25 protein-coding genes and 1 tRNA gene are annotated in these 21636 nt (G+C 63.1%); 10 read left to right on the top strand and 16 right to left on the bottom strand.

The window, feature by feature from the left end; translation table 11 throughout:
- Window positions 1–20: 20 nt before the first annotated feature.
- From ureG to ureC, 8 genes are all read right to left on the bottom strand, one after another.
- Window positions 21–662 carry an urease accessory protein UreG gene (ureG, locus tag FJ953_RS24085; RefSeq protein ID WP_140491334.1) on the bottom strand — a complete coding sequence of 214 codons (642 nt, stop codon included), beginning with the start codon at window positions 660–662 and terminating at the stop codon, window positions 21–23.
- A complete protein-coding gene (locus FJ953_RS24080) occupies window positions 659–1099 on the bottom strand; it encodes a DUF3995 domain-containing protein (protein ID WP_140491332.1) in 441 nt (146 codons plus the stop codon). The genes ureG and FJ953_RS24080 overlap by 4 nt, the downstream gene beginning before the upstream one ends.
- Entirely contained in the window at window positions 1096–1767 is a 672-nt protein-coding gene (locus tag FJ953_RS24075; RefSeq protein ID WP_140625323.1) for an urease accessory protein UreF, read from the bottom strand. Before FJ953_RS24075 ends, FJ953_RS24080 begins: the two co-directional genes overlap by 4 nt.
- The gene (gene ureE / locus FJ953_RS24070; RefSeq protein ID WP_140625193.1) at window positions 1760–2341 is read right to left on the bottom strand and encodes an urease accessory protein UreE; all 582 of its coding nucleotides are present in this window, start codon (window positions 2339–2341) and stop codon (window positions 1760–1762) included. The genes FJ953_RS24075 and ureE overlap by 8 nt, the downstream gene beginning before the upstream one ends.
- Window positions 2338–2943, bottom strand: a complete 606-nt coding sequence (locus FJ953_RS24065; protein ID WP_140514385.1) for a glutathione S-transferase family protein — start codon at window positions 2941–2943, stop codon at window positions 2338–2340. Before FJ953_RS24065 ends, ureE begins: the two co-directional genes overlap by 4 nt.
- Before the next feature lie 45 nt (window positions 2944–2988).
- A complete protein-coding gene (locus FJ953_RS24060; RefSeq protein WP_140554597.1) occupies window positions 2989–3582 on the bottom strand; it encodes a hypothetical protein in 594 nt (197 codons plus the stop codon).
- Between the two features lie 50 nt (window positions 3583–3632).
- Entirely contained in the window at window positions 3633–4121 is a 489-nt protein-coding gene (locus FJ953_RS24055; protein ID WP_140491324.1) for a DUF29 domain-containing protein, read from the bottom strand.
- Window positions 4122–4247: 126 nt separating this feature from the next.
- A complete protein-coding gene (ureC, locus tag FJ953_RS24050) occupies window positions 4248–5963 on the bottom strand; it encodes an urease subunit alpha (protein ID WP_140554949.1) in 1716 nt (571 codons plus the stop codon).
- Between the two features lie 164 nt (window positions 5964–6127).
- Here ureC and FJ953_RS24045 point away from each other — a divergent pair, with 164 nt between their 5' ends.
- Window positions 6128–6505, top strand: a complete 378-nt coding sequence (locus FJ953_RS24045) for a hypothetical protein (RefSeq protein WP_140514392.1) — start codon at window positions 6128–6130, stop codon at window positions 6503–6505.
- A 132-nt stretch (window positions 6506–6637) separates the two neighbouring features.
- Window positions 6638–7126: a hypothetical protein gene (locus FJ953_RS24040; protein ID WP_140491319.1), complete on the top strand. Its 489-nt coding sequence runs from the start codon at window positions 6638–6640 to the stop codon at window positions 7124–7126.
- 80 nt (window positions 7127–7206) lie between these two features.
- Here the strand turns inward: FJ953_RS24040 and FJ953_RS24035 are convergent, their stop codons facing one another.
- The 5 genes from FJ953_RS24035 to FJ953_RS24015 are packed head-to-tail and all read right to left on the bottom strand — an operon-like array spanning window position 7207 to window position 9602.
- A complete protein-coding gene (locus FJ953_RS24035; RefSeq protein WP_140554596.1) occupies window positions 7207–7512 on the bottom strand; it encodes an urease subunit beta in 306 nt (101 codons plus the stop codon).
- A 6-nt stretch (window positions 7513–7518) separates the two neighbouring features.
- Window positions 7519–8112 carry a HupE/UreJ family protein gene (locus tag FJ953_RS24030; protein ID WP_140554595.1) on the bottom strand — a complete coding sequence of 198 codons (594 nt, stop codon included), beginning with the start codon at window positions 8110–8112 and terminating at the stop codon, window positions 7519–7521.
- Between the two features lie 51 nt (window positions 8113–8163).
- Window positions 8164–8418, bottom strand: coding sequence for a DUF1272 domain-containing protein (locus tag FJ953_RS24025; protein WP_140554594.1), 255 nt, complete (start codon window positions 8416–8418; stop codon window positions 8164–8166).
- A gap of 10 nt (window positions 8419–8428) precedes the next feature.
- Window positions 8429–8731 (bottom strand): urease subunit gamma, encoded by a 303-nt coding sequence (locus FJ953_RS24020; protein WP_140491311.1) that lies wholly within the window; start codon window positions 8729–8731, stop codon window positions 8429–8431.
- 28 nt (window positions 8732–8759) lie between these two features.
- Complete coding sequence (locus FJ953_RS24015; RefSeq protein ID WP_140625192.1) at window positions 8760–9602, bottom strand: urease accessory protein UreD; 843 nt, start codon at window positions 9600–9602, stop codon at window positions 8760–8762.
- Window positions 9603–9804: 202 nt separating this feature from the next.
- Here FJ953_RS24015 and FJ953_RS24010 point away from each other — a divergent pair, with 202 nt between their 5' ends.
- The 3 genes from FJ953_RS24010 (at window position 9805) to FJ953_RS24000 (ending at window position 12169) form a co-directional block, all read left to right on the top strand.
- Window positions 9805–10059: an acyl carrier protein gene (locus FJ953_RS24010; protein ID WP_140491308.1), complete on the top strand. Its 255-nt coding sequence runs from the start codon at window positions 9805–9807 to the stop codon at window positions 10057–10059.
- A 4-nt stretch (window positions 10060–10063) separates the two neighbouring features.
- Complete coding sequence (locus tag FJ953_RS24005) at window positions 10064–11272, top strand: beta-ketoacyl-[acyl-carrier-protein] synthase family protein (RefSeq protein WP_140625191.1); 1209 nt, start codon at window positions 10064–10066, stop codon at window positions 11270–11272.
- 192 nt (window positions 11273–11464) lie between these two features.
- Window positions 11465–12169: a glutathione binding-like protein gene (locus FJ953_RS24000; RefSeq protein WP_140625190.1), complete on the top strand. Its 705-nt coding sequence runs from the start codon at window positions 11465–11467 to the stop codon at window positions 12167–12169.
- Between the two features lie 56 nt (window positions 12170–12225).
- On the opposite strand, the gene FJ953_RS23995 is transcribed toward FJ953_RS24000, so the two are convergent.
- From FJ953_RS23995 to FJ953_RS23985, 3 genes are all read right to left on the bottom strand, one after another.
- Complete coding sequence (locus tag FJ953_RS23995) at window positions 12226–12543, bottom strand: hypothetical protein (protein ID WP_140625189.1); 318 nt, start codon at window positions 12541–12543, stop codon at window positions 12226–12228.
- A 93-nt stretch (window positions 12544–12636) separates the two neighbouring features.
- Complete coding sequence (locus FJ953_RS23990; protein WP_140491298.1) at window positions 12637–13248, bottom strand: nucleoside triphosphate hydrolase; 612 nt, start codon at window positions 13246–13248, stop codon at window positions 12637–12639.
- Window positions 13249–13379: 131 nt separating this feature from the next.
- Window positions 13380–14483, bottom strand: a complete 1104-nt coding sequence (locus FJ953_RS23985; protein ID WP_140625188.1) for a hypothetical protein — start codon at window positions 14481–14483, stop codon at window positions 13380–13382.
- Window positions 14484–14691: 208 nt separating this feature from the next.
- Between FJ953_RS23985 and FJ953_RS23980 the strand changes: the two genes are divergently transcribed.
- From FJ953_RS23980 to FJ953_RS23955, 5 genes are all read left to right on the top strand, one after another.
- Window positions 14692–15585: a D-alanyl-D-alanine carboxypeptidase family protein gene (locus FJ953_RS23980; RefSeq protein ID WP_140625187.1), complete on the top strand. Its 894-nt coding sequence runs from the start codon at window positions 14692–14694 to the stop codon at window positions 15583–15585.
- 753 nt (window positions 15586–16338) lie between these two features.
- Complete coding sequence (locus FJ953_RS23970) at window positions 16339–17253, top strand: DUF1003 domain-containing protein (RefSeq protein ID WP_140625186.1); 915 nt, start codon at window positions 16339–16341, stop codon at window positions 17251–17253.
- Window positions 17254–17510: 257 nt separating this feature from the next.
- Window positions 17511–17587, top strand: a tRNA-Arg gene (locus FJ953_RS23965).
- 245 nt (window positions 17588–17832) lie between these two features.
- Window positions 17833–19647, top strand: a complete 1815-nt coding sequence (locus FJ953_RS23960; protein ID WP_140625185.1) for a site-specific DNA-methyltransferase — start codon at window positions 17833–17835, stop codon at window positions 19645–19647.
- Complete coding sequence (locus FJ953_RS23955) at window positions 19644–21617, top strand: DEAD/DEAH box helicase (protein ID WP_140625184.1); 1974 nt, start codon at window positions 19644–19646, stop codon at window positions 21615–21617. The genes FJ953_RS23960 and FJ953_RS23955 overlap by 4 nt, the downstream gene beginning before the upstream one ends.
- Window positions 21618–21636 lie beyond the last annotated feature (19 nt).

Genomic DNA, 21636 nt, shown 5'->3' with positions numbered 1-21636 from the left:
TTTCGGTTGGTGCAGCCGGCTCACGCCGCCGTGCTTGCGGCGGTCCCGAGCCTCAAGCCGCCATGCTCGACGATGAAATCGATCACCTCCCGCAACCCCTTGCCGCGCGACAGGTCGGTGAAGCCGAACGGCCGCTTGCCGCGCATGCGGGTGGCGTCGCTCTCCATCACGTCGAGATTGACGTTCACATAGGGCGCCAGGTCGCTCTTGTTGATGATCAGGAAATCGGAACGGGTGATCGCCGGGCCGCCTTTCCGCGGGATCTCCTCGCCCTGGCAGACGGAGATGACATAGAGCGTGAGATCGGCGAGATCCGGCGAGAAGGTGGCGGCAAGGTTGTCGCCGCCGGATTCGATGAAGATGATGTCGAGATCGGGGAATTTGCGGTTGAGCTCCGCGATCGCCTGCAGATTGATCGAGGCGTCCTCGCGGATGGCGGTGTGCGGGCAGCCGCCGGTCTCGACGCCGACGATGCGCTCTTCCGGCAGCGCCTGCAGCCGCGCCAGCATCATGGCGTCTTCCCTTGTGTAGATGTCGTTGGTGACGACGGCGATGGAGAATTCCTCACGCAGCGCCTTGCACAGTTTCTCGGTGAGCGTCGTCTTGCCCGAACCGACGGGGCCGCCAATGCCGATGCGAAGGGGACCGTTGGGCTGCGTCATGTCGGGAACTCCGTGATGGCGAGAACTGCGAAGCCGAGCCCGATCAGCAGGCACAGCGGCGAATAAAGGCTCCTATCGAGCCGCGCGAAAGGCTGTTCCGGTGCCAGCCGGCGCCACCGGGGCGTGAAGCCGGCAATGCCGCGTCCGAGAAACACCAGCCCGATCAGCAGCGCGGTGGCGGCGAGGCCTTGCCCAGGAAAGGGCGAGGCAAACACACCCTCCAGAGCCATCGGCCAGAGCGTTGCCAGCGCCAGGCAGGCGGCGACGGCAAAGCAGGCGAACGGCGCCGGCATCTCGTCGACGCCGCGAAAGCCGACGACCGCATGCGCGCAGGACGCCGCATCCTTGCCCGGCCATATCCCGCCAATGCCCCAATAAACGTGCAACGCGGTGATCACCAGCAGGACGAATGAGAGGACGAAGGCAAGGACGATCATGAGCGGAACAATCGCGAATACTGGGTTTCGTGCTGCATCGCCACGATATCAGAGACAAAGGCGCAACCGCCGAGATCGTCCAATGTCGAGCGGGATGCGCGGGCGGCGGTCGCAAGGGCCAGCTGCTCGAAGCCGGCGAGCAAACTGGTCGCGCCGCTTTGTCCGATGACGCCCAGCCGGATCGCGGCCTGGACGAGATGGGAGAAGAAGGCCTGCAGGAAGGCGGACAGCGCGTCCTGAAGCGCGATACCATTGCCGCCGGCAACAGCGCCGACGGCGACGCAGTACGCACAATCGGCGGGCAAGCGCTCCAGCACGGGAGTGGGCCAGGCGGCGGCCGCTTTGAGGAAAGCCGCACCTTGCAGCATGGTCTCGGCATGGCGCTCACGCGACCCGGCCAACGCCTCCGCCAGTGTGGCGACTTCGGCCGGATCGCCGCCGTCGCGGGCGTTGCGCCAGCTCTCCGCGAACAGCACGGCATCGTTCCAGGCGGAGCCCATCTCGACCAGCGTTTCAAGCCAAGCGGCGAGGCTCGCCGCATCGGTCACCAGCCCATCATGCGCGGCGCGCTCGAGGCCATGGCTGTAGGAAAAGCCGCCGACCGGAAAGACCGGCGACAGCCACGCCATCAATCGCAGCAGGGCGACCCCGGATGGCTGGTCAGTCATGGTGATCATGATGATCATCGTGATGATCGTGATGGTCGTGCGAATGCGAATGGCTGTGCGAATGCGCTTCGGCGTGGCTGTGGGCGTGCGCATGGCCGTGGTCATGGCCGCCGGAATAGGCGCCCCGCACCGGTTTGAACGGTTCGGAAACCTCGCTCACCGTGGCCCCGAGCCCCTCCAGCATCGCCTTGATGACATGATCGCGCAGGATGAGGATGCGCTCCGCCTCTATCGCCGCCGCGAGATGGCGGTTGCCGATATGCCAGGCAAGCTCGGCCAGATGCACGGCGTCGCGGGCGCGGATATCATAGACCTCCTCCGGCGCCGCGATGATCTCGACGTGGCGGCCGTCTTCCAGCACCAGCCTGTCGCCGTCGTTGAGGGTGACGGGCTCCGGCAGGTCGACCAGTACCTTGCTGCCATCGGACAATTCGATCGCCCGGCGGCGCAGATGCCGCTCGTCATGGGCAAGAACCGCGCGGCCGGATGGCGCCGTGGTGCCGGCATTGCCGGAGGTCAGCACCGAGATGGCGCGCGGGAACTTCGTGAAGTCGGTGTTGAGGTTGAGCTTCATTTCATGGCTCCGCCATTGGCTTGCGCCCGGGCACGGGCAGGGCGTGAAAGCACGCGGTCGAAATAGGCGTTGACGCGGTCGGATTCTATTGGAAAGCGGCCGGCTCGGGCCCAGCCGCCCATGTCGCCGAGCAGCACGTCGACAGCCGAGAACCGGTCGCCGAGCGCGAAAGGCTTGTCGCCAAGCCGGCGGTCCAGCGCCTTGACCTCCGAGGCGAAATCGTAGGCGGCCGCGGGGCCGACATCGACCCGGACTTCCCTGGGCAGCAGGAAACGGTGGCGCAATTTGTTCCACAACGGCGCTTCCAGCTCGGACTGGGCGAAATGCATCCAGGAATCCATTTCGGCGCGGCCTGCGAGGCCGGGACTGGCGCCCATGCCCTTATCCGCGTGCTTATCGGCGAGATAGACGCAGATCGCCGCCGAATCCGTCAGCGTCAGCTCGCCGTCGATCAAGATCGGCACCTTGCCCGAGGGATTGAGCGCATAGGCTTCGGGCGAGCGCAGGGGAATTTCGACGAATTCATAGGCCTGCCCGAGTTCTTCGAGCATCCACAGAACACGGCTAACCCGGGATCCACGCGATCCGACGGCCTTGTACATGATTGAACCCTGCCTTTCCCGGTCAGCCTAGAGCATCCGCGGCCGTCATACGATCGTGTCGAACAGCCGCAGGATGAACGATACCTGGTAAATCAGCGCCGCCGCGACGAAGGCGATGTGAAACCGGCGGTCGCGCACCAGGATCGCGGCGATGCACAGCGCGACGAAGACCGGCGTGCGGAACAGATATTCGTTGCCGAAGCGGGCGAAATGCTCCGGCCCCTTCAGCAGCGTGTCGATCACGTCGAGCACGTAGGTCGCGGCCAGCAGGCCGAAGAACCAGGCGCGGCGCGAATAGAAGAAATCCTCATAGCTGGTGTAGTCGAGCATCGAATCCGGAAACAGCAGCGCGCAGAGCAGGAACAGGGTGATGGCGTAGAAGATGATGAACAGGTACTTGCCGAAGGTCCATGTTTCGATGGCGTAGAGGCCGAACTCCCACCACCAGAAATGCACCAGCATCAACAGCACCGAAGCGACCCAGGCCAGATGCACCGTATAGAGCCGGTACTGGCCGGGATGCTGGACGATGCGCGCCACCCCCGACAACAGGCGCGCGACGCCGAGCCCGATCACCATGCCCAGGACGATGCGGATATGCGGGAAGATGTCGTGGGGCGAAGCTATTTCGGTGGCCATGCCGAATGCTCGCCAGGTGATGGAACGTCCGTCAACACACCACTATCAGTCTATTCGCGCATAAGGTTGTCTGAAGACCACGGTGATCCTGGGAAATAATCATCGTCCAAGATTTCCTTGATCCCATAGGGGCAATGGACAGGGAAATCCCGATCTCTCAGGCCTGTTTCGTCCAAGGCCTTTAATCTTGCTATCTTGAACTCTCGATCGAGCACCTGCGCAGGATATTTTTTGAGGCTCGGACTTTCATCAAGCAGGCCCTCAATCCGAAGCCGTTGCTCCCGAATTGTCAGCAACCAGCCCGTTTTGCGCTGCTCAGACTGAAACTCCCATTTTAGCAAGTGAAGGACCAAAGTGCCAAGCCTGCTCGCAATTTCCCTTTTGTCGCTCCGCCCCAAGCTCTCGATCTCCTCGGCAACATTCTCACGATCGAGGTCGGAAAGACGACCTTCGCGCAGCAACGCGCCCTGCTCGGCGCACCACTGAGCATAGTCGGCCTCGTAGGGCGTCAATTGCTGTTTGCGAAATATCTTGTTCATTGAGGAGATATTGCTCCCAAAGTGCACAATTTCCAAGCCTGCGGAGAACGAGTGGGCCCATTCGGGCAGTCGGCACAACCCACTCACCGCCGCATTTAACGAGGGCAATGGCTCGCGGCGATCTTATCAAAACAGAAAATATCGCTGCGCCATCGGCAGCACCGTCGCTGGTTCGCAGGTCAAGAGTTCGCCGTCGGCACGAACCTCGTAAGTCTCGGGATCGACTTCGATATGCGGCGTGGCGTCGTTGAGCACCATGGAGTGCTTGCCGATGCCGCCACGCGTGTTTTCGACCGCGGCGAACTGCTTGTCGACGCCGAGCCGGCCGTGCAGACCGGACTCTAGTGCCGCCTTCGAGACGAAGGTTACCGACGAGTTGGTGCGCGCCTTGCCATAGGCGCCGAACATCGGCCGATAGTGCATCGGCTGCGGCGTCGGGATCGAGGCGTTGGGGTCGCCCATGGGAGCGGCCGCGATCATGCCGCCGATCAGTACCATATCAGGCTTGACGCCGAAGAAGGCCGGGTTCCACAGCACCAAGTCGGCGCGCTTGCCGACAGCGATCGAACCAATCTCCTTCGACAGCCCGTGCGCGATGGCCGGGTTGATCGTGTATTTGGCGATATAGCGGCGGACGCGGAAATTGTCGTTGTTGCCGGTCTCCTGCGGCAGCGAACCGCGCTGGCGCTTCATCTTGTCGGCGGTCTGCCAGGTCCGGATCGCCACCTCGCCGACGCGGCCCATCGCTTGTGAGTCCGAGGAGATGATCGAGAAGGCACCGATGTCGTGCAGAATGTCTTCCGCCGCGATGGTCTCCTTGCGGATGCGGCTTTCGGCGAAGGCGATGTCTTCCGGGATCGACGGCGACAGATGGTGGCAGACCATCAGCATGTCGAGATGCTCGGCCAGCGTGTTGACCGTGTAGGGCCTCGTCGGGTTGGTCGAGGACGGGATGACGTTGGGCAGGCCGCAGACCTTGATGATGTCGGGCGCATGCCCGCCGCCCGCGCCTTCGGTGTGGAAGGCGTGGATGGTGCGGCCCTTGATCGCCGCCACCGTGTTCTCGACGAAGCCGCTCTCGTTGAGCGTGTCGGTGTGGATCATCACCTGCACGTCATGGTCGTCGGCCACCGACAGGCAGCAGTCGATCGCGGCCGGCGTCGTGCCCCAGTCCTCGTGGAGCTTCAGCGAGCAGGCGCCGCCCAGCACCATCTCCTCCAGTGCCGCGGGCAGGGAAGCGTTGCCCTTGCCCGACAGGCCGATATTCATCGGGAAGGCGTCGAAGGACTGGATCATGCGCGCCATGTGCCATGGCCCGGGCGTGCAGGTGGTGGCGAGCGTGCCGTGCGCCGGGCCGGTGCCGCCGCCGAGCATCGTGGTGATGCCCGACATCAGCGCTTCCTCGATCTGCTGCGGACAGATGAAATGGATATGCGCGTCGAAGCCGCCTGCGGTAAGGATCTTGCCTTCGCCGGCGATGATCTCGGTGCCGGGGCCGATGATGATGGTGACGCCATCCTGTGTGTCCGGGTTGCCGGCCTTGCCGATTGCCGCGATGCGGCCGTCCCTGAGGCCGATATCGGCCTTGAAGATGCCGGCGCTGGCGTCGATCACCAGCGCATTGGTGATGACGGTGTCGACCGCTCCTTCAGCGCGGGAAACCTGGCTCTGGCCCATGCCGTCGCGGATGACCTTGCCGCCGCCGAATTTCACCTCCTCGCCATGAATGGTGAAATCCCTCTCGACCTCGACGAAGAGTTCGGTATCGGCAAGCCTCACCCTGTCGCCGACCGTCGGCCCGTACATCTGCGCATAGGCGGCGCGGGTTATTCTGGCCATCAGTGATTGCTCCCGAATTGCGGTGCTGGTGAAACCGGGCTGCACATTGCTGCCATCCAATGGTCACGCAATGACCCGCTGGTCGACACCTTCTGATCCCATTTGGCGGTTGAGGTTGGAGGGTCACCCCAAAACGACCGTTTGCCAAATCGATGGAAGGAAAATCCATGCGCAAAACGATAGTTCTCGCCGCTGCCGCCACCCTGATGCTGGCGGGTGCCGCCAGTGCCCAGCAGCAGCCCGCGCAGCAGCCCGCTCCGGCAGCGCCGGCCGCGCCCGCCCCCGGCGGGCAGCAGGCCGCGCCGACGATCCAGAGCGTCAACATCGTCGACATCACCGAACTGCCGAAGGACACCCAGACGCAGGTCAACCAGGTGATCGCCCAGCGCGGCGATGCCGGCCTGCAGAAGCTGCGCAGCTCGATCGATGCCACGCCCAAGGTCAAATCCGCCCTCGAGGCCAAGGGAATGACCTCGGCGCAGGTGGTCGCGGCCAGCATGGAGCCCAACGGCGCCCTGACCCTGATCACCAAGAAGGCGAGCTGACGGCGCGCCTGCGCGGCGGGCCGTCGTCCGGTCCGCCCGCGCTATCTGGAAGGGAACCTTGGCCGGGCAGGAGCCGTTTCGTTTCATCGGCGCTGAACGGCGCCGCGAAATGAACCCGTCCAGGAGCGAGCGATGGCGATCAATCCCGGCAAGAGACGGCTCTATGCCTTCGCCTCCATGGCATTCCTGGCGGTGGGCAGCCCCGGAGCCTCCCTTCACGCACAAGGGCTCGAAAGCCCTGAGACCGTCAACCGGATCATCGGCTCGGACGTCAAGCAGGAAGAAACCAGGAGCGATGCCGAAGCCGGCAAAGTTGCCAGGGCGATTGATCGGACGCGTGAAAACATCGGCACGGTGCGCAAGACATCCAAGCTCGACAAGGTCGATATCGTGTTCCTGACCGATGCCGCGCGCACCGAAGGCGGTCCGCCGCCGGCGATCGAAACCAAGGTCAAGCAGCATCAGGACGACATTGCGGAGCTGCGCAAGGAGATCGAGGCCAACGCGCTGCTGTTCAATGCCATCGACTCGCGACGCGTGCTTGCGCAGGACGTTCTCGCCGTGGAATTCGACGACCCCGGAAAAATCGTCATCTATGCGGCGGCCAAGCCGTCCGATTGAGCCGAGGGCACAACTCGCTTTCGTGCTCGCCCGAAAGCCCTTTGCCCTCTTTGCACGCCGCGCATGAGACGCCCTCGGCCTCACAGCCTGCCCATCACCTTCTGCTGAAAGCCATAGACCTCGCGCTTGCCGCCCAGCGGCACCAGCGTAACGTCGCGCTCCTGTCCGGGCTCGAAGCGCATGGCGGTGCCGGCGGCGATGTCGAGGCGCATGCCGCGCGCCTGTTCGCGGTCGAATTTCAAGCCCTCATTGGTCTCGAAGAAATGATAGTGGCTGCCGACCTGGATCGGCCGGTCGCCGCTGTTGGCCACTTTGAGCGTAACCGCCGGCAGGCCTTTGTTCAGGTCGATGTCGCCGTCGGCGGGAATGATTTCACCTGGGATCATCGTTCGTCACACGGCGCCGAAGACGAGGCCGAGCCCTATCGCCGTGCAGGCGGCACCCGCGGCCCGCACGAGCACGCGAAATCGCCTGCCGAGGCCAAGCCCGGCGGCGATGCCGACGGCGTGCAGCAGCGTCGTGGCGACGGCAAAGCCGGCCATATATTCAAGCCCTGCGGCATTTTCCGGCACTTCGGTGCCATGGGCGTGGCCATGAAACAGCGCGTACGCGCCGATGATGGCGACGCCGGCCGTGACAGGAAGATCGACGGCCAGCGCCACGAATAATCCGAGCGCCACCACCGACGCCAATATGCCCGGCTCGACGAAGGGCAGCGGCACATGCAGCATGCCGAGCGCGCCACCGGCCAGCATGACGCCCACAAAGGCCGCCGGCCATGCCCACATGGCCTTGCCGCCTTTCTGTGCCGCCCACAGGCCGACCGCGACCATCACCGTCATGTGGTCGAGGCCGGAGAGCGGATGCATGAAGCCGGCCGCGAAGGAGGAGGTCGTGCCGGCCCCGACATGGGCGTAGGCGGGCATTGCGGCTGCCATGAGCAGAATCGCCGAGAGGGCTGTGCGTTTCATCTGTGCTGAGATCATCGGTGCGTCTTTCCTATCAGGATCGTCTTTCCTATCAGGGTCGTCTGGCGTTCACGCGGCCTCGCGCGGGCCACAGGCCTCGGCTTTGAGGACGCGCTTGGTCGAAGCGGGATATTTCTTCAGCATTGCCGCCGGACGGATCGGCCGTGCCGAAAAATTGCCGCCGCAATTGGGGCAGACGCCGCCGAGCACGTCTTCGACGCAATCGGCGCAAAAGGTGCATTCGAAGGTGCAGATCAACGCATCCGCCGCTTCCGGCGGCAGGTCCTTGTCGCAGCATTCGCAGTTCGGGCGCAGCTCAAGCATATCTGTCTCCTCACCGTATCGGCTCATGCACGGTCACCAGCTTGGTGCCGTCGGGGAATGTCGCCTCCACCTGCACGTCATGGATCATCTCGGCGATGCCTTCCATCACCTGGGCGCGGCTGACGACGTGGGCGCCGGCTTCCATCAGCTCGGCGACGGGACGGCCGTCGCGGGCGCCTTCGACGACGAAGTCGGTGATCAGCGCGATCGCCTCCGGATGATTGAGCCTGACCCCGCGCTCCAGACGCTTGCGCGCCACGACCGCCGCCATGGCTATCAGCAGCTTGTCCTTTTCCCTTGGCGTCAGGTTCATGCGTTTCCCTGAAATGATGCGGACACGATCACAGTGACCATATTTTGGGCAGTCCCGCCTTTCCGTTGAGCAAGCCGACGAGCGGAACCAGATGCTGGCGCAGCCGGTAGCCGTCGCCGGCATACAGCCTCGCAAGAAGCTTGCCAGATTCCTGCACGCTCCAGGTGCTGGCGCCGCCCTGGCCGCCGATGATCTCCCGAACCGGATCGAGAAGCGCTTCCGCCCGCGGCGAGATCAATAGCACCGTCGCCATGGCGACGGCGCCGCCGGCAATCGGTGGGCGCGCCAGGGTCGCGGCGATGTCGGGTCCGATGCGGAAATCCTCGGCATGGATGAGAGCCCCGCCCCGGCGGACGCGCCAGCGGTCGTGAAAGCCGCCCTGGACCGCGCGTTCGCCCATCGCCGTCCGGCCGAAGACGGTGGCTTCCAGCACCAGCGCCTCGGCGCCGGCGGCAAGATCAAGGTCGAGCGTGCGGGCAAAGGCCGATCGGTCGAAAACGATGGTCTCCTGCGGCAGCCAGGCGACGCGGCCGTTTTCGCCGACCGTTAGCCGGACGCTGACTTCGGCCCGGTCGGAAGCGGCGCGATAGATTTTCTCGCAGGCCTGCGTCGTTATCGTGGCGCTGGCATGCGCGCCGACGTCGATCTCCCAGGCGAGGCGGTCGCCTCCGGTCAGCCCGCCCGCGGTGTTGATCAGCACGGCTTCCAGCGGGCCGCCGGAAACGGCCGGCATCCTTATCTTGGCGGAACCGTCCTGATAGAGGCGGCGCAGCCGTGTGCGGCCGTCTTGACTGGCGCAGACGAGCTGCGCCAGTCCGGCCGCCCGCTGCGCCGGCGGGGCCGAAAATCCGGTATGTTCGATCGTATCCACGCCGTCAGGTTAAGCACCGCGGCGGTTTTGTCGATATATAGCTTGTTGCTTGATGGCGTTTCCGTTTCTATAGAGGGAGCCACCTTGGTACGCTCATGCGACGCCTGGCGGGGGTCCAAGGCGACGGTCGCGGCCTGATATCGAGGACAAAAAGGCGCTGTTCAGTTGGCGTCGGGAAACGACAAAGTGGGGAAGAAACCGAATGGCTGACCAACTGGCGACCGAAATCATCGAAAAGATCAAGGCTCATGCCGAGCCGGGCGGCGAGGAGATCACCACCAGCACCGAATTGACGGCGCTCGGCATCCATTCGCTGGAACTGACCGAGATCATCTTCGATCTCGAGGAGCAGTATGGCATCGAGATCGAGATGAACACGGTCGATGCCTGGAGCAACCTGAAGAATGTTGGCGACATGGTCGAGGCCGTTCGCGCGCTGATCGCGAAAAAAGCCTGACCGGATGCACAAGCGCGTCGTCATTACCGGCATCGGCGGTTTGTGCGGGCTTGGCACCGACGTGCCGGCGATCTGGACCGAGATGCGCGCCGGCCGCTCGGCGATCGGCCCCATCGACAACCCGTTCCTGCACGATTTGAAGGTCAAGATCGGCTGCGAGATCAAGGGGCTGCCCGACCATGGCATCGAGCGCAAGCAGCTGGTCTCGATGGACCGTTTCAGCCTGTTGGCGGTGATTGCCGCCCGCGAAGCCTTGCAGCAGTCCGGCTTGGCCCCCCATGCGGACAATACCTACCGCATGGGTGCCGTTATCGGCATCGGCGTCTGCGGCTTCGAGACGGTCGAGGAGAACTACCGCGCCATCCTGATCGAGGGCAAGAATCGCGCCGGCATCTTCACGGTGCCGAAGGTCATGCCGGGCGCCGCCGCCGGTCAGGTCAGCATGCATCTTGGCCTGCGTGGACCGGTCTTCGGCGTCACTTCGGCCTGCTCGTCGGCCAACCACGCCATCGCATCGGCGGTTGACCAGATCAGGCTCGGCCGCGCCGACGTCATGGTCGCCGGCGGCACCGAGGCACCGCTGGTCTGGGGCGTGCTGAAGGGGTGGGAGGCGCTGCGCGTGCTGTCGCCCGATACCTGCCGGCCGTTTTCGGCCGATCGTCAGGGTCTGGTGCTCGGCGAAGGCGCCGGCATGGCGGTTCTGGAAAGCTACGATCACGCGGTGGCGCGCGGCGCAAACATCCTCGCCGAAATCGTCGGCGCCGGCCTCTCGGCCGATGCCTCCGACATCGTTGCGCCGACCATAGAAGGGCCGGAAGCGGCGATGCGCTTCTGCCTGGCGGACGCCGGGTTGAATCCCGAGGACATCGATTACCTCAATGCGCACGGCACCGGCACCAAGGCCAACGACCAGATCGAGACCGCCGCGATCAAGCGCGTCTTCGGCGAGCACGCGCGCTCGCTTTCCGTCTCCTCGACCAAGTCGATGCATGCCCATTGCCTTGGCGCCTCGGGCGGGCTGGAGATGATCGCCTGCGTGATGGCGATCCGAGAGGGCGTGGTGCCGCCCACGGCGAATTTCCGCGAGGCCGACCCCGATTGCGATCTCGACGTGACGCCGAACGTCGCGCGCGAGCGCAAGGTGCGCGCCGCCATCAGCAACGGCTTCGCCTTTGGCGGCACCAATGCGGTGCTGGCCTTCAAGGCGATCTGATCCCGGCGATCATGTTCTGCCCGGCAGGTCAATCTGCCGGCTCCCGATGCCGGCATCATTCGATTTGTTGACTGTGCGTGCACGGCCAAACGCCTGACGCCGCATTGATCATCCCTGGGCCTGCGCCTAATTCTTTGCCGACCTCACCCAGACCGCGCCGCTCGGTGCGAAATCCCCGCCCAGGAGTTCTCGATGGCCGACCTGTCCGCCTATCCAATCACCGCCCGCTGGCCGGCCAGGCACCCGGACCGGATCCAGCTCTATTCGGCGACGACCCCGAATGGGGTGAAGATATCGATCGCCCTGGAAGAGATCGGCCTGGCCTACGAGCCGCACTATGTGGACATCGGCAAAAACGAAAGCTGGACGCCGGAATTCCTGTCGCTCAATCCCAACGGCAAGATACCGGCGATCATCGATCCGAACGGTCCCGACGGCAAGCCGATCGGCCTGTTCGAGTCCGGCGCCATCCTGCTCTACCTCGCCGACAAGACCGGCCTGCTCGTCCCGGCGGACGCGGCGCGGCGCTACGAGACGATCCAGTGGGTGTTCTTCCAGATGGCGGCCGTCGGCCCGATCTTCGGCCAGGTCGGCTTTTTCCACAAATTCGCCGGCCGCGAGATCGCCGACAAGCGGCCGCTGGAGCGCTACCGCGATGAATCGCGCCGCCTGCTCGGCGTTCTCGACGGCAGGCTGAAGGGCCGCCGATGGATCATGGACAATGACTACACCATCGCCGACATCTCGCTCATCGGCTGGGTGCGCAATCTGATCGGCTTCTATGAAGCGCGCGACCTCGTCGGCTTCGATGATTTCGCGCATGTGGCGGCATGGCTGGAGCGCGGCCTGGCTCGGCCGGCGGTGCAGAAGGGGCTGACACTCCCGGCAAAGGGCTGAAGCGGCCCGGCCGCCCTGGGGCGCGGGATATCGTAGCCTTGGCCGGCCCGGCTGGGCTATTTCGCCTTGGCTTTCGGGCCGCCCTTGCCCATCACGGAAGCCGCCAGCGAAGCGGCGCCGCGTGCCGTCGCCACCACCGCGCCGGCCGCGACGCTTGCCACGGTGCGGACGGCGCCGGATTTCTCTGGCGCCGGCTTGCGCGCGCTGGCCGGCTTTGCGGCCGCGGCCGCGACCTTCCGAGGCGCGGCCTTGCCGAAGCTGGGCTTTGCGTCCTTCGAACGTTCGGCGATCGCCGGACCAGCGCCGGCTTTCGCCTGCGTCGTCTTCGTCATCCTGGTCTTGGCGGTCGCGGGTTTTCTTGCCTTGGTTGCCATTGCAAAATCCCCTTACGCAGGACAATCGGTTCCCGGCCATAACGGTACGAAACCCCTTAAGGTTCCCGTCGAAAAATACCGACAATTAGCAGGTTAACCAATCACCAGGTCGGCCGCCCGGCGCCGCGCCAGCACGCGTTCGATGTTGGGCATGTCGTTGGAGGCGATCCAGGCGCGCGCATCCTCCTCGGAGCGGCCATGTTCGTGCCAGCGCTCCATCAGCCGGCGCTCGAGCTCGTTGCGCGGCACCTCGACGAAGATCGAGAAATCGAACAGCGGCGCCAGCCGCGACCACGGCTCCTCGTCGAGCAGCAGGTAATTGCCCTCGACCAGGATGAATTTGGTCTCCGCGCCGATGATCGCCGCCGCGGCGCGCGACAGTTCCATGCCGCGGTCGAACACCGGGATGGCGATGTCGGGCTCTCCCGCCCGGATGCGCTTCAGAAGCGTCTCGAAGCCGCCGAAGTCGAACGTATCCGGCGCGCCCTTTCGCGCGCGCAGCCCGCGCTGGTTGAGAACGACGTCGTCATAGTGGAAGCCGTCCATCGGCACGACCTCCACGGCGCCTTCCGGCAAGAGATCGTGCAGGCTGGCCGACAATGTCGACTTGCCGGCCCCCGGCGGTCCGGCAATGGCGACGATGAAGCGCTTTGCCTTGCCGGCGCGCTTGAAGATGGTGGCGGCGAGATGGGCGATTTCGGACATGGCGGCCTCGCTTGCCCCTGATGGTTGGCGCGACCGTTATTCTGGCGGCACTCGGCGGAAATTTCAAACCGGCATTTTGGGTAAGGTGCGGTGGTCAAGTGTCGAAACGCCGACGTTCGAAGCCAATCCGCTCAACCAGCCGCGGCCTGCCCGATGCGCAGGAAATCGCTGTCGAACGGCACCTCCCGCGCCGAGCCTCGGCCCAAGAGCCGCATGCGGCCCTCCGCCGTGGTGACCTCTTGCGGCGGCTCGCCGCCCGCCAGCGGCAGGGCGCCGATGACATGGCGGAAGGAGACGCTGGCGCCTTCGCCGACCGTAAACGCCGTCGCCACGCCTTCGCGTGTCAGCCAGTTGTCGCCGATCGAGGCGGCATGGCCGACGGCTGTGCGCCCGTCCTCGATGCCGAGCACGCCGAGATGCCGGCCGCTCCACGGCGCGTAGTCGCGGCCGCCATTGCTGAACCACAGCATGGTGACCGGCAACTCCGCCGGGTTCTTCAGCACCAGAACCAGATCGTCCTCGGCCCGGCGCGCCAGGGCCGTCCAGCCCGGCCCGCCATGATCGGCCTCGACCAGCGTGACAAAATCCTCGCGCCGGTCGTCCATGCGGTAATCCGTCAGGTCGAGCGTGCCGCCGCCGGCGGCGGGAAAATGGCCGAGATCGCTGCTGCGCCCGGGATAGGCGAGCAGGAAGCGGCCGCGCGCGGGATCGGGCTCCAGCGGATCGGCGGGCGAGGCCGCGAAGCGTTTTGGCGAAAAGGCCAGCCGGCCGCCATCCGTCATCGCCGTCATCGGATGATGGGCGACGGAGATCGCGCCGCGGCCGCCGGAAAACACATGTTCCTGATAGAGGAAGGCATGGCCGTCGCGCAGCGTCAGGATCTTGTCGACGGTCGCGCCCATGACCTTGCGGCGCAGCCGGAAAACGGCTCGCCAGCCGCCGTCCACGGCGCTGCTTTCGGTGACGTCCCAGGCGCTGTTGGCCGGCCAGCCATGCAGCGGCGCTTCCTCGACGTCGCTGCGCGAAAACGGCGCGCACAGGAAATCGCCGGACAGCCGCACCGTGCCTTCGGGCAAGTCGGCCGGCAGCGTCTCGCGTGGCGCGCCGACCCAGGGTGCGCGGTGCAGCGGCCGCAATTGGCGCCCGCCATCCTCGACCACCATGTCGGCGATATGGCCGACCGTGGTGTCCAGCGAAACCGAAATGCCGCGTGCATTGAGGTTGACCGTATCCATAGCGCTCTCATCGAATCCGAAAGCGCAACAAGAACCGTTCGCCACCGGTTGCGCAAGCGCCGCGACCGGCATTTTGCATCACCTTGGAACGCAAGCTTGCGAAAGCAGACAAAGCTGGGGCTACCGCCATTAACCAAATGGACGCAGCTGGCGGGTTACGTTAGCTTCGCCGCATCTCAGCAACAGCCTGACCCGAACAGACTTGCCCTTGTCCAACCAGCGTCGCCTTCCGCTCGTCCAGAGACTTTTCGTCGCCCTTGGCCTGTTGCTGATGGTTGCGGGCTGCTCGACCACGACACCGCCGGACTCTGTGCTCGCCGTGCCGGCGCCGCCGCAGAAATACGCGGCCATCGTCGTCGATATCAGAAGCGGAAAGCAGCTGTTCGAGGTCAATTCGAGGGCCCAGCGCTATCCGGCCTCGCTGACCAAGATGATGACGCTCTACCTCCTGTTCGAGGCGATGGAGAGCGGCCGCGTCTCCAAGGAAACGCAGATCCCGGTCTCCGACCACGCCGCCTCGCAGCCGCCGACCAAGATGCGCTTCCGGCGCGGGGAAACGATCGACGTCGATTCCGCCATCCGCGCCATCGTCGTCAAGTCGGCCAATGACGTGGCGGTGGCGGTGGGCGAATATCTCGGCGGCTCGGAGGACGAGTTCGCCGCCATGATGACGTCGAAGGCGCGCCAGCTTGGCATGACCAGCACCATTTTCCGCAACGCCTCGGGCCTGCCCGACGACGGCCAGGTCACCAGCGCGCGCGACATGGCGGTGCTCGGCATGGCGCTGCACCAGCGCTTCCCCCAGCATTTCCACTATTTTTCCGAAAGCGACTTCATGTTCCGCGGCCGGCTGGTGCGCGGCCACAACGACATGCTCGGCCGCGTGCGCGGCGTGAACGGCATCAAGACCGGCTATATCAGGGCTTCCGGCTTCAACATCGTCACCTCCTACGAAGCCGACGGCCGCCAGCTGATCGTGGTGGTGATGGGCGCCGACAGCGCCCGCCAGCGCAACGACCATGTCGAGGCGCTGATCCAGCGCAACCTATCGCCGGCGGTTGCCGACGCCCCGACCAGGGTGATGTACGCCGAACAGCAGTGAGCGGGCGAGCTGCGGGGCTGCCTCGCTTCGGACCAGCTTGCTCAACTATCGAAGTCGGTGCCGCCCCTCATCGCCCTGCCAGGCACTTCTCCCCGTATAGTGACGGGGAGAAGAGGCTGACCGCAACCTCGGCACCCTTTTTGCAGCGTTGGTGATTGGCGAAACCGGCGATAACAGCCCCTCTCTCCCCGTTCTACGGGGAGAGATGTCCGGCAGGACAGTGAGGGGCGGCGCAGTCGCTCGAAAGCGGGCGATGGCGTCGACTGGCCCGATAGGAATTTTTTCTTGACAGGGTGAAGGCAACTATGCTACTATTCTCGCTATGGTGCTGATTTGCGCCAGCCACCCGCCGCAAGGCGGGTTTTTTGTGCCGTCGCCCAGGCGCCGGCCAATCACTTCGTCATCCACGGGCGGAGCAAGGAGCGTAGCGACGCGGCGCGAGGATCCATGCCGCGACTCGGCAGGCGCCGCAACGGTTCGCAATTCTGCTCCACCGCCGCCAATGCCACGGAATGGATCCAGGCTCCGCGACGGAGCTTCGCCCCCGTTAGGTTTCCCCAGGGGTTGATAACGATTTCATTGAGCCGCCGCCAACCTCGAATGTCTCTCTACCAGCCCCGAAAGGCGGCCCGCTGTCCCTTCCTGTCACGCAATCGTCCGCAAGGCGTGGCATAGGCATGCCAAATCGCCGCGATGCTGGCTAAGCATCGCCGCATCGGTCTATCGTCTTCCACCACAGCAGGAGCCCGCATCATGAGCACCGTTCCCAAGGCGTCCGAGCAGCAGGCGGACAATGACAGCGGCGGCGAATATTTCGAGGCGCCGACCACGGGGGAGGACCTGCACGGGGTTTCGGACGAGCATTTCGACACGCCGGAGGTGCCGGACTCAGAGCCGGCCTTGCCCGGCGCTTCGCGGGCCAAGCCCAAGAAAAGACCGTCGGCGATCTCGGGCCGCAAATTCCGCAAGCGCGACCTGGTGCGCATCGACGATCTGCGCCCGAGCCTGGCCGACCGCATCCGCTCCGACCATCCGGACCTGCCGCATGGCGCCCGCATCAGCCGCGAGGAGCTCGGCCGCTACCGCATGCGCTACATGGAGGAGCTGCTCCAGCAGGAGCACGGCGAATTCTCCGAGCTCGACCGCCAGGTGGTGGAATCGATCGCCAGGCAGGACACGATTTCGGAAAACTCGGAAGAGGAGTTCGAGGAGCACCGCTCCTTTGCCGACCGCGTCTCCGACAACATGGCGGCCTTCGGCGGCAGCTGGTGGTTCCTGATCTCGTTCGCCGGCGTGCTCCTGGTGTGGATCGCCATCAACCTGTTCGAGGGCTTGAACCGCGCCTTCGATCCCTACCCCTTCATCCTGCTCAACCTGCTGCTCTCCTGCATCGCCGCCATCCAGGCGCCCATCATCATGATGAGCCAGAAGCGCCAGGAGGTGAAAGACCGCCTGCGCTCCTTCAACGACTACCGCGTCAACCTCAAGGCCGAGCTCGAAGTGCGCCATCTGCACGAAAAACTCGACTACCTCATCTCGCGCCAATGGACCCGCCTGGCCGAAATGCAGCAGATGCAGCTCGACGCCATGCATGAGCTGACGGGCGCGAAGAAGGCCAAGCGGGCGGTGCGGAGGAGGCGGGCGGTGCGGGGCGAGGCGGGAGGATGAGGGAGGTTCCTCGCCCCACAAACTGGGGGCTCGAAGGACGGGCGAGACCCTGGGCTCGCCCCGGCAAGGTGGCTCGGCGAAGCCGAGACGGAGAGGGGGAGCGCCACATCCAACAGGCCCGCACCCGTGAAAGGACCAATCCACCCCACCAGGCGACGCCGCGCCAATCTCCAATTGCCCGTTGAAGCCCGCGCCCGCTTCCGCTAAGAAGCCGTGACTTGCCGGTTCACCCGGTTCGTTTTCCGGCCCGCCGGGAAGCACCCGTAGCTCAGCTGGATAGAGCGCTGCCCTCCGAAGGCAGAGGTCACAGGTTCGAATCCTGTCGGGTGCGCCAAGGTCAATGTCCGCGACTGAAGAGCTAATCCCACTGAAGGATTAAGTTTCTAACCCGTGAATTGCGTTTTTTGCGCATTGCAAAAGCAAATACGGCAGATAGGTTCTTCTAGGGAGACGCTAACATGGTCAATGTTCACCCGAGCTGATTGCTGCAAAGCGGTCGGCGTCAGAGTGAGAATTGTCTTATTGTAACGCGGGAGATGATCGGGCAGGACCCGAGCAGAGAGCAACAAGACGATTCGAATGGCTGGAAAATATGACGACCTAACTCGCGAGCAGCTGGTTCGGATTCTGCAAAAACGTGATCGCGAGCGCCGGTTCGGTCTGGTTTGGGAGCGCGACGACATCGAAGCCGATCTGGCCGTCGATGAGAACTTTGTCGTCGCGACCTTGGACAAAGAACTGAGCGAACGCCCAGCTCCCTGGGAAAACCTGATCATCGAGGGTGACAATTACGATGCCTTGCGCTGGCTTCGCATGGCCTATGCCGGCCGCGTGAAGTGCATCTACATAGACCCACCATACAATACCGGGAACAAAGACTGGGTCTATAACGACCACTATGTGGACCCCAATGATCGCTACCGGCACTCAACTTGGCTCGAATTCCTCTATCGCCGGCTTACCTTGGCGCGTGACCTGCTCACCGAAGATGGCGTGCTGCTTGTGTCAATTAATGACGATAACCGCGCCAAGCTCGAAATGCTGATGGACGAAGCGTTGCCCGGGATGCGGGTAGGGAGCTTTACTTGGCGAACCCGAATTGGTGGGAATGAGGGCGGCGAGCATTTCTTCACGTCAAACCACGAACCTATTTTAGTTTACGCGAACTCGGCTTTCAAATTTGGTGGAACCGAGAAGACCTATGCAATGTACAAGTATTTCGACGAAAAGAAGAATGATTTCTATCGTTTGAGTGATCTTACCGTGTCGTATGATAACCCTAGGGCTGGTCTAGCTTACTATCCGATCAGGGACCCGAATACCGATATATGGTATCCCTGCAATCCAAATCGCGTATGGGCCTTTACCTCTCGTGAACGGGCAACTGCAAAATCAAGAGTAAAAACAAAATACATGGAGGAATGGATTGCTCTAGACCAAATATACTTTCCGCATGATCAACGGGTCGAGCAGTGGGATTCGATAGAGGAACTTAACAGAGCTATAGAGATTGGCGATGTGCCGATGAGCGGTCGATCTCCACTGCTACGTCTTGGGTTACCTGATCTTGAATTCTGGATTGGGAGAAAGGTTGGGTTCGGTGTTCCTTCATTTAAGAGATATAAAAACGAACTAAAACGAGCGTCTCAGCCAATTTCTTCTTGGATTGTGCCTCAGAAGGAAAAAGCAACGGCGGTTGACGAACTGACTAATTTGATTGTGGGTACTAATAGCGAGGGCGCGAAGACTGTTAAGGACATATTCGGCCGGAAAACCTTTGAATATACGAAACCCGTATCGCTGATCCGTGAGTTGATACGCCAGTCAACCGGCCCTGCCGATTTGGTCCTAGATTTCTTTGCAGGTTCGGCCACCACCGGCCAAGCTGTGATGGAGCTGAATGCAGAGGATGGCGGCGACCGGCGCTTCATCCTGGTTTCCTCCACCGAAAAGACTGAGGAAGAACCCGACAAGAACCTCGCCCGCGATGTGACCTCCGAGCGTATCCGTCGCTTGAACCGACTGGAGGAGGGCAAATATACCGAGCTTTCAGCCGGCTTTGCCTACTTGCGCATGCGCGAAGTTGATTTCGAAGACATTGACTACGACGTCGAACCGCAGGAAGTGTGGTCGGCGGTGGAGGCCATGCACGACCTGCCGCTGACCGTGTTTGACGTGGACGCGCCGTTCAACGTGCATGAAGGCGACGAATCGACGTTGGTTTTTGCCGACAGGCCGGATCAGGCTTTACGCGTATTCCTTGAGATGCAGCCTGCGGGGCGGCCCGTATTTGTTTATGCTTGGACGCCCGGCGCAATTCGCGAATGGGGCCTTCCCGACACGATTGAGCTGCGCGCAGTGCGCGATGTTCTAAAACAGAGATTCCAGCAATGAACGCTGAGCCTGCAAGAAAAGCTGGCGATGCGCTACATACGCTCGCGGGCTACCAGTCGAAGGCGCGCGACGCGCTTCGCGACACGGTCAGACGCATCGCCGGGTTGCAGGTCGAAAATCCGGTCCAGCGAGAGATGATCGCACGTGAGCTTGGCGTCGTCTTGCTGCAGGCGCCTACTGCCGCCGGCAAGACGTTGATCCTTGGTCGGACCCTGGAAAGCTTGCGCGGCGCGGTGCTCGGCAAATTCGCCTGGTTTTGGTTCACCCCGTTTGTCGGCTTGGTCGAGCAAACCAAAGACGCATTGTCAGCGCAATGTCCATCGCTGCGCTTGCGTGAGGTTGCGAAAGACAGGACAGCGGCAAGCACCCGCGACGGCGATGTTTTTGTGCAGACCTGGGCGACCGTCGCAGCCAATAATGCCGACGCACGAAAAGTGCGCCGACGGGCCGAGGCTTCCGGCTCGATTGATGATTTAATTGGCGAACTGCGCGACAAGGGCTTTTCCATTGGCGTGGTCATTGACGAGGCGCATGTGAATTTCGGCACCTCCGCCCAAGCCGCCGCCGAATTCTATCTAAATGTGCTGAAACCCGACGCGACGATTCTCGCCACCGCGACGCCGAGTGACGAAAAACTAGAGTCCTTCGAGAGAGAGGCCGGAATACGTGTCGAAAGCCGTGTGGTTGTCGATCGTCAGGCAGTGGTCGATGCGGGACTGAACAAAATCGGCCTTGTGTTGGGAATTGTGACATTTGGTGAAGAAGACAGCAAGTTGGTCGACCCTGAGCAGGCTGCGTTCGCGGCCTGCTGGGCGCGCCACAAGAAGATCAGAAATGAACTCGCCGATCGCGGCATTGCTGTTACGCCTCTGATGCTGGTTCAGGTCGAAGACCAGAAGGCGGGCGAGGCGGACCCCGTGGGACGGGCGCGCGAAAAGCTCGTACAGCTTGGCGTTCCTGCCGCCGCTATCAAGTCGCACACATCAGGTAAGTCGGATCCTGACTTCCATGCCTTCGCCCATGATCCCGATGTAGAGGTGTTGATTTTCAAGGTGGCTATCGCGACCGGTTTTGACGCGCCGCGCGCCTGGACGTTGGTTTCTGTGCGGCCAAACCGCGGCGTTCAATTCGGCCTCCAGATAGTCGGGCGCATTATGCGTGTGCATCCTGCAGTGCGACATTTGCACAAAACAATTCCCCTGCTTGACAACGGCTTTGTGGTACTGACCGACCCGGAATTGCAAGGCGGTCTTGATGCGGCAGTGGCCGAATTGAGGGCAGTGCGAGAATCCATTGACACAATAACCGATCACCTGAATGTCGTGCAGTTTGGCAGCGGCGCACCATTGTTACAGGATATTCAGGCGATACGAGGGGAAGGACCTGTCTCAATCGAGGAGCGAGCCCAGCGCATCGGACAACTGGTGGAGCAAGGTGTGCTGTTTCCCTCTGCTCGCGATGAAACGCCTGAATTTCAAGATAGGCTGCTCAAAGCCGTCGACGCGGGCGCGACCGGTGACTTGTTCGGTGATCTCCCGATTCAGCGGCCACAAATAACAGATGCAGGTAGCCCGGCCCGAAGCCGTGCGACTCTGTATCGACTGCGCACTGACTTGGGTCTGCCCGAAACGATGAAACGAGAAGAACTGCCGGCCATCCAGGCCGCTGGCGCCGACTTCGCTGAGATGGTTGGCCGTGAATTCGTAAAACGTATCCCCGTAGCCGACTACCTGCTGCCACGCGGAAAAGCTGGCGAATTGCGACTGCGCGAGCTGTTCCAGAATCGCAGCGAACTTTCGGAACGACTGAACGTGCCAATCTCCGCCGCTCGCGTCGATGATCTGGCCCAGGCGGCGTTTCAGTTTAATGATCAAATTGACCCGCGTGACCTAAAGCGCTCAATCCTGCGCGCACTAGAGCATTTCCTATTTTGGGAGAATCGTAGGATTCCCAAAACCGGATGTTTGTGATTCAAGATGCTGGCTGGAT

The sequence above is a fragment of the Mesorhizobium sp. B2-3-6 genome, assembly GCF_006442305.1.
Lineage (GTDB): Bacteria > Pseudomonadota > Alphaproteobacteria > Rhizobiales > Rhizobiaceae > Mesorhizobium.
This window is presented reverse-complemented; position numbering and strand designations above follow the sequence as displayed.

Coding starts and splice junctions, on each gene's coding strand:
- FJ953_RS24075 (WP_140625323.1), bottom strand. CDS start 1,767: ATGACTGACCAGCCATCCGGGGTCGCCCTGCTGCGATTGATGGCGTGG.
- FJ953_RS24065 (WP_140514385.1), bottom strand. CDS start 2,943: ATGTACAAGGCCGTCGGATCGCGTGGATCCCGGGTTAGCCGTGTTCTG.
- FJ953_RS24055 (WP_140491324.1), bottom strand. CDS start 4,121: ATGAACAAGATATTTCGCAAACAGCAATTGACGCCCTACGAGGCCGAC.
- FJ953_RS24045 (WP_140514392.1), top strand. CDS start 6,128: ATGCGCAAAACGATAGTTCTCGCCGCTGCCGCCACCCTGATGCTGGCG.
- ureG (WP_140491334.1), bottom strand. CDS start 662: ATGACGCAGCCCAACGGTCCCCTTCGCATCGGCATTGGCGGCCCCGTC.
- FJ953_RS24030 (WP_140554595.1), bottom strand. CDS start 8,112: ATGATCTCAGCACAGATGAAACGCACAGCCCTCTCGGCGATTCTGCTC.
- FJ953_RS24040 (WP_140491319.1), top strand. CDS start 6,638: ATGGCGATCAATCCCGGCAAGAGACGGCTCTATGCCTTCGCCTCCATG.
- ureE (WP_140625193.1), bottom strand. CDS start 2,341: ATGAAGCTCAACCTCAACACCGACTTCACGAAGTTCCCGCGCGCCATC.
- FJ953_RS23960 (WP_140625185.1), top strand. CDS start 17,833: ATGGCTGGAAAATATGACGACCTAACTCGCGAGCAGCTGGTTCGGATT.
- FJ953_RS24080 (WP_140491332.1), bottom strand. CDS start 1,099: ATGATCGTCCTTGCCTTCGTCCTCTCATTCGTCCTGCTGGTGATCACC.
- FJ953_RS24035 (WP_140554596.1), bottom strand. CDS start 7,512: ATGATCCCAGGTGAAATCATTCCCGCCGACGGCGACATCGACCTGAAC.
- FJ953_RS23985 (WP_140625188.1), bottom strand. CDS start 14,483: ATGGATACGGTCAACCTCAATGCACGCGGCATTTCGGTTTCGCTGGAC.
- FJ953_RS24005 (WP_140625191.1), top strand. CDS start 10,064: ATGCACAAGCGCGTCGTCATTACCGGCATCGGCGGTTTGTGCGGGCTT.
- FJ953_RS23990 (WP_140491298.1), bottom strand. CDS start 13,248: ATGTCCGAAATCGCCCATCTCGCCGCCACCATCTTCAAGCGCGCCGGC.
- FJ953_RS24000 (WP_140625190.1), top strand. CDS start 11,465: ATGGCCGACCTGTCCGCCTATCCAATCACCGCCCGCTGGCCGGCCAGG.
- FJ953_RS24025 (WP_140554594.1), bottom strand. CDS start 8,418: ATGCTTGAGCTGCGCCCGAACTGCGAATGCTGCGACAAGGACCTGCCG.
- FJ953_RS23970 (WP_140625186.1), top strand. CDS start 16,339: ATGAGCACCGTTCCCAAGGCGTCCGAGCAGCAGGCGGACAATGACAGC.
- FJ953_RS24060 (WP_140554597.1), bottom strand. CDS start 3,582: ATGGCCACCGAAATAGCTTCGCCCCACGACATCTTCCCGCATATCCGC.
- FJ953_RS23955 (WP_140625184.1), top strand. CDS start 19,644: ATGAACGCTGAGCCTGCAAGAAAAGCTGGCGATGCGCTACATACGCTC.
- FJ953_RS24010 (WP_140491308.1), top strand. CDS start 9,805: ATGGCTGACCAACTGGCGACCGAAATCATCGAAAAGATCAAGGCTCAT.
- FJ953_RS23995 (WP_140625189.1), bottom strand. CDS start 12,543: ATGGCAACCAAGGCAAGAAAACCCGCGACCGCCAAGACCAGGATGACG.
- FJ953_RS24020 (WP_140491311.1), bottom strand. CDS start 8,731: ATGAACCTGACGCCAAGGGAAAAGGACAAGCTGCTGATAGCCATGGCG.